The sequence below is a fragment of the Monashia sp. HAY1-5C genome (genome assembly GCF_056755255.1).
Map to the genome: position 1 here is coordinate 1 of NZ_JBPGXG010000223.1, position 3778 is coordinate 3778.

Consider the following 3778-nt stretch of genomic DNA (forward strand, 5'->3'; position numbering starts at 1 on the left):
GTGGCGGGCGAACTTCCGAATGGTCTCGGTCACGTCCCAGCGGCCCGTCCAGTGCTTGGGCTGAACGATCACGTCGCCGCCGGTGATCTCGAAGCGGTTGCCGGTCGCGTGGTCGGTGATGGTCGCGCGGCCGCTCAGGATGTAGCACACCTCGGTGTCCACGCGAGGCGTCACCTCCCAGCCTCCGGGCTGGCACTCCCAGACGCCGGTCTTGGCGACGGGATCGGTGTCGAACGACAGCTTGAACGTCTGGGGGTCACCGGAGTCGTAGCCGGGGCGGTGACCGTTGGGCTCGAGCTCGCCGAGGATCGTGGCGGCGGGTACGTGCAGGTACGGCAGCATTGAGGTTCTCCTTTGGTGTGTCTTGGGAAGGTCGGCTGGGCGTCAGTCAGCTCGGTGGCAGGAACGGCTTGACCAGCCATGCCCGCTTCGCCGGCTTGCCGGTCCGCTCCTCGTAGGCGTCGGACGACGCGAGCGTCCTGGTGATGGCCCTCGAGGCGACGAACCGCAGCGGCTCGGGTTCCCAGTTGCGGGTGTGGTGCCCGACCCAGGGCAGCGAGGTCAGGTCGGTGTTGTGGCCCAGGATCAGGTCGCGCATGGTGCGGCCGGAGATGTTGGCGGCCGTGACGCCGTGACCGCCGAACGCACCGACGAATCCCATTCCCGTGGTGCGGTCGAACGTCGTTCGCATGCACCAGTCGCGCGGGACCGCCAGGGGCCCGCCCCAGTGGTGGGTGATGCGAGCCTGCGCCGTTGCCGGGAACGCCTCGCGCAGGGTCTCGGTGAGCCTCTGGAAGACCCCGGCGTCGCGCTCGTTCTCGGGGGAGATGGGGTTGGTCAGCCGGTACGGCGCCCCTCGGCCGCCCAGGGCGATCCGACCGTCGACCGTGCGCTGGGCGTAGTAGTAGAGGTGCCTCACGTCGCCGATACCCATGCCGTCCCGCCAGCCGAGCTCGTCCCACGTCTCCTGCGGGAGCGGTTCGGTGGCGATCATCAGGGAGTAGAGGGGCAGGAAGCCGCGTCGCTGTCCGCGCTCGCGGATCGTGTAGGACTCCGTGGCCCGAACCACGACATCGGCCAGCACTCGTCCGTTCCGGCACTGGACCACCTTGGGGCCCAAGCGCTCTGCCCGACTCTGCTCGTAGATCGTCACCCCGAGGCGCTCGCAGGCAGCGGCCAGTCCGCGGGCCAGCCGGGCGGGGTCGACTCGAGCGCAGTGCGGCGTGAAGGTTCCCGCGAGAACGCCCTCAGCGCCCCGGACGAGGTCGGCGCACTCCTCGACCGTGAGCAGCCTGATGTCCTCGGGACCCAGCCCGAAACGGTGCTTGGCATCGACCCTTTGGTGGAGACGCTGTACTTGCGGCTCCGTGGTCGCCAGCGTGAGCGCACCCGACTTCGTGTAGCCGCAGTCGATGCCTTCGGCCGCCACGACGCGGCCGATCTCGTCGACCCCGCGCTGGACCTCGCGCTCGGCCCGCAGGACGCTGTCCCAGCCGCCGGTGCGGGCGTAGCGTGCGCCGCTGCCGGCGATCCCGGCGGACACGAAGCCGCCGTTGCGACCGGCAGCGCCGAACCCCGCGATCTCGGCCTCGACGACCGTGACCCGCAGGGAGGGGTCGGCCGCCTTGAGGTAGTAGGCCGTCCACAGCCCGCCGAAGCCGGCGCCGACGATCGCGACGTCGCACGCGTGGTCACCGGACAGATGCTCCCTCGGCATCAGGTCCCCGACGACGCCTTCGAGCCACAGGCTCCGCGACCACGGGTTGTCGTGTGCCGGTGGGAGTGCTGCCACCGCATCCGGCCCGTTCATGGGGTATGTCGTGAAGTTCATGACGATCGTCTCTCCGAATCGTGAATGATGCTGGACGGTGGGCGCGGGATGGTGGCGGCCCGGCCACGACCGCGGGAGCTGATGGGCCCGGCGTCCCGTCCTCGACGTGTCAGATGACGCATTCGAGAAACTCCTGGGTGCGGCGTTCCTGCGGATTGCTGAGAACCTCTCTGGCATCGCCACGCTCGACGATGACGCCGCCGTCCATGAAGACCAGGTTCTGGGCCACCTCCCGGGCGAAGCCCATCTCGTGAGTCACGACGACCATGGTCATCCCCGCACTGGCGACGTCCCTCATGACGTCGAGCACCTCGCCGACCTTCTCCGGGTCCAGGGCGCTCGTCGGCTCGTCGAAGAGCAGGATGCTGGGCTGCATGGCCAGGGCCCTGGCGATCGCGACACGCTGCTGCTGTCCACCCGACATCTGCGCCGGGTACTGCTTCTCGCACTGGCTCAGGCCGACCCTCGCCAACAAGGTGCGCGCCTGCTCCCGGGCGACGTCGCGTGAGACCTTCTTGACGACCACCGGTCCGGACATGACGTTGTCGAGCGCCGTCATGTTGGGGAACAGGTTGAACTGCTGGAAGACCATGCCGACCCGGGTGCGTTGCTTCGCCAGCCGGCGGGGCCCCACGGCGTGGAAGGCGTGGGGGTGCTCGACGTAGCCGAGGTCCTCGCCGTTCACCTTCAGGACGCCTCGGTCGACGGTCTCCAGGCCGTTGAGACAGCGCAGCAGCGTGGACTTGCCCGACCCGCTGGGTCCGATGATGCAGGAGATCTCACCCGCCGCGACCTCGAAGTCGATGCTGCGGAGGACGGGATTGTCGCCGAAGCTCTTGTGCAGCTTTCGGGCGAGGATGGTTCCTTCACTCACAGCAACGACTCCTTCTGGACGAGTTCGACGGTCCGCGGACCGCCACTCCCACTGACGGTGCGACTCGACTTCACCGTGCGGGAGGGTCGGGAGAACCGGCGCTCGATCATCGACTGCGGCACGCTCAGGGCCAGGGTCATGATCAGGTACCAGATGCTGGCGACGATGAGCAGCGGGATCGTCTCGTAGGTCCGGGCATAGATCGCCTGGGCGCTCTGCAGCAGGTCGGCCACCCCAAGGACGCTCACCAGGGACGTCTCCTTGAGCATCCCGATGAACTGGTTGCCGATGGGAGGGATGATGGACGGCAGCGTCTGCGGGAGGATCACCGTCCTGAGCTTGTCGAACCCGTGCATGCCGAGAGACTCGGCCGCCTCGAGCTGGCCACGTCCCACCGAGGCGAAACCGCCCCGGATGATCTCCGCCATGTAGGCGGCCTGGTTCAGCGTCAGTCCGATGAGGGCTGCCGTCAGGGGGCTGAGCAGCTCGTTGACGTCGACCGGCATCGAGATGTCCGTGAACGGGACCCCGATCGACAGACGCGGATACAGCGCTGCGATGTTGAACCAGAAGACGAGCTGCACCAGCACCGGCGTCCCGCGGAAGAACGTGATGTAGAGCCGCGCCAGACCGGAGACCGGTAGCTGGGACGACGAGCGCATCAGGGCGAGAACCAGTCCCAGGACGATTCCCAGCACCATGCTCACCATGGTCAGCAGCAACGTGATCCAGATGCCGTGGATGATGGACTCGGCCGTGAAGTACTTCAGGACGACCGGCCAGCGGTAGTTCTCGTTCGCGACGAGCGTGTAGACCAGAGCCGCGATCGTTCCGGCTGCGAGCACCCAGAGGACGTAGTCGACCGGGCGCTTGAGCCGAACGCGGGGCTTGTCCTCGGGAGGGAGTTCCGCCATGGTTCAGTTCCTTTCCGGGTGGCTGGGCGGTGGCGACGGAGGTTGCCACCTGTCTCTTATACACATCTCCGAGCCCACGAGACGGAGCTACATTTGGGGGGGGGGGGGTGGGTGGGGGGGGGGGGGGGGGGGGGGGGGGGGGGGGGGGGGGGGGGGGGG

The 3778-nt window shown here is 68.1% G+C and carries 4 protein-coding genes; all 4 read right to left on the reverse strand.

What is annotated here, in order from left to right; genetic code table 11:
• Positions 1 to 342 (reverse strand): cupin domain-containing protein (locus tag ACR9ZK_RS20970; protein ID WP_481343901.1); only part of this gene is annotated, 342 nt, incomplete at its 3' end.
• A gap of 46 nt (positions 343 to 388) precedes the next feature.
• Complete coding sequence (locus ACR9ZK_RS20975) at positions 389 to 1831, reverse strand: NAD(P)/FAD-dependent oxidoreductase (protein WP_481343902.1); 1443 nt, start codon at positions 1829 to 1831, stop codon at positions 389 to 391.
• 109 nt (positions 1832 to 1940) lie between these two features.
• Complete coding sequence (locus ACR9ZK_RS20980; RefSeq protein ID WP_481343903.1) at positions 1941 to 2705, reverse strand: amino acid ABC transporter ATP-binding protein; 765 nt, start codon at positions 2703 to 2705, stop codon at positions 1941 to 1943.
• Positions 2702 to 3619 (reverse strand): amino acid ABC transporter permease, encoded by a 918-nt coding sequence (locus ACR9ZK_RS20985; protein WP_481343904.1) that lies wholly within the window; start codon positions 3617 to 3619, stop codon positions 2702 to 2704. The genes ACR9ZK_RS20980 and ACR9ZK_RS20985 overlap by 4 nt, the downstream gene beginning before the upstream one ends.
• Between the last annotated feature and the right edge of the window lie 159 nt (positions 3620 to 3778).